Annotated in this window: 2 protein-coding genes; one reads left to right on the forward strand and one right to left on the reverse strand. The window is 62.7% G+C overall.

The features are described 5' to 3' along the window. Positions 1 to 155: 155 nt before the first annotated feature. The gene (locus tag RMO81_RS02860; protein WP_310474222.1) at positions 156 to 1,088 is read right to left on the reverse strand and encodes an SMP-30/gluconolactonase/LRE family protein; all 933 of its coding nucleotides are present in this window, start codon (positions 1,086 to 1,088) and stop codon (positions 156 to 158) included. 122 nt (positions 1,089 to 1,210) lie between these two features. Between RMO81_RS02860 and RMO81_RS02865 the strand changes: the two genes are divergently transcribed. Next, on the forward strand, positions 1,211 to 2,142 hold a 932-nt coding region (locus RMO81_RS02865), incomplete at its 3' end, for a helicase HerA domain-containing protein (RefSeq protein WP_310474223.1).

Below are 2,142 nucleotides of genomic sequence, written 5' to 3' on the forward strand. Positions count from 1 at the left end.
ATCGGGCGCCACCGCGCGCCAGCCGTGGGCGGCAAGGAACGGCAATTGATAGCGCCAGGAAAAGCGCGATTCGGGAAAGCCGTGCAGGCACAGCGCCACGTCGGGGCCTTCACCGGCGACATCGCAGGCAAACTCCAGCCCGTTGGCTTTCAGGATCATGCGTTGAAGTGGAGTTTGAGGCCTGGCCGTGGCCAACGACATTTGGCCAGTTTGCCGGTGGTGGACAGGCAAACCCACGCATCCATCATGTCCGCGCCGCCGAAACAGATGTTGGTGGTGAGCAGATCGGGGAAGGGGAAATATTCCTGTGCCCCCGTCGCCGGATCGATGCTGGTGATGCCGGCGCTTTCGATCAGTGTCGCCTGCGCGATGTTGCCATTGGCTTCGATAGCCAGCGAATCGAGGTAGGTCTTGCTGGCCCACGCGGTCACGTGGCGGCCGGGCACTGCCGGCAGCGGCTCCGGCGCCAGCACGCCGGGCGACACGATGTCGAACGCCAGCACCACGCGCCGGCTGGTGGAGGCGGCATAGACGGTTTTCCCATCCGGGCTGAGGCCGACGCCGTTCAAGTCTGGACCGTGGATCAACCGGGTGATCTTCGATCCATCGGGCAGGGCATAAAACAACCCGCCAGCATCGGTGTGGTGATCGAAATGCTTGCCCAGATCGGTGAAATAAAAGCCGCCATGGGCATCGAACACGATATCGTTGGGGCCCGAGAGCCTGTGGCCGTCGCAGCTGTCGTACAGGCGATCCACCGTGCCGGTGGCGATGTCGATGCGTTCGATACGGCCGGCCGTGTAATCCTTGGCGGCATTGCCGGGCAGCAGCATCCCCTCCTGCTCATACCATTCGAACCCGCCATTGTTGCAGACATAAAGCGCGCCATCCGGCCCCACCGCCATGCCATTGGGCCCGCCGCCCGGCGTGGCGACCGTTTCGGTGCGGCCATCGGGATGCACGCGGGTGATGCGGCCGGGGCGGATTTCCACCACCAGCACGCTGCCATCGGCCATCGCCACTGGCCCTTCCGGAAAGCCCAGCCCTTCGGCCACGATCGTGTGCGGATAAAAACCGGTCATGCGCATTCTCCCCAACTTTCCGCATGGTGACGCGGACCGCGGGCAAGCGCAATCACGGCAAATGGGGAGGCTTCAGCCTATTTTAACCGGAATCTGGGCACATCGGCGCGGCCAGGGAGTGAAGCGCCATGCATGAAGACACCGTGATCGGCGAAGTGGTGGGCGTTACCGCCGGCCATTTGCGGCTGCGCATCGATATCGCCGCCACCGCCAGCCTGAAAGACAATCCCGATTCGGTGATTGCCGCAGCCGGCATGCTGGGCGGCCTGGTGAAGGTGGAATCGGGCGAACGCTGGGTGGTCGCCACCCTGCGCGGCATCACCTGGCAAGACAATGTCGCCATCGCCGAGGTTGATCTGGTCGGCGAAGCGGCGATTGCGGCGGACCGCAGCATCTCTGGCTTTGGCCGCGGGGTCGGTGTTTATCCGCGGGCTGGCAGCCTTGCCTATCCGATGACCAGCCCGGAATCGGCGCGGGTGTTTTCCGGTGATGATCGCCCGCACATCCAGATCGGTGTGGTCTATCCCACCGCCAATGTGCGCGCCGCGCTGTTGTTCGACACGTTTCTTTCGAAGAATTTCGCCATCGTCGGTTCGACCGGCACCGGCAAATCCACCAGCACTGCGCTGATCCTGCACCGCATCATCGAAAAAGCCCCGGAAGGCCATGTCGTGATGATCGATCCGCACGGCGAATATGCCAAGGCGTTCGAACACACCGGCATGGTGTTCAATGTCGACAATCTGGAACTGCCCTATTGGCTGATGAACTTTGAAGAACATTGCGAAGTGCTGCTGACCAGCGAAGGCGCCGCCCGCGACATGGATCGCGATATCCTGGCACGCTGCCTGCAGATGGCGCGGGCCAAATCGGTTTATGCGCAGGGGCTGGCTGCGGTCACCACCGATACGCCGATCCCCTATCTGCTCTCCGCCCTCACCGATACGCTGCAGGCCGAAATGGGCAAGATGTCGGAAAGCCAGAACGCCTCCAACTATATGCGCATCCGCAACAAGCTGGATCAGGTGATGCGCGATCCGCGCCAGCAGTTCATGTTTGA

It is taken from the genome of Sandarakinorhabdus sp. (genome assembly GCF_031422795.1).
Lineage (GTDB): Bacteria > Pseudomonadota > Alphaproteobacteria > Sphingomonadales > Sphingomonadaceae > Sandarakinorhabdus.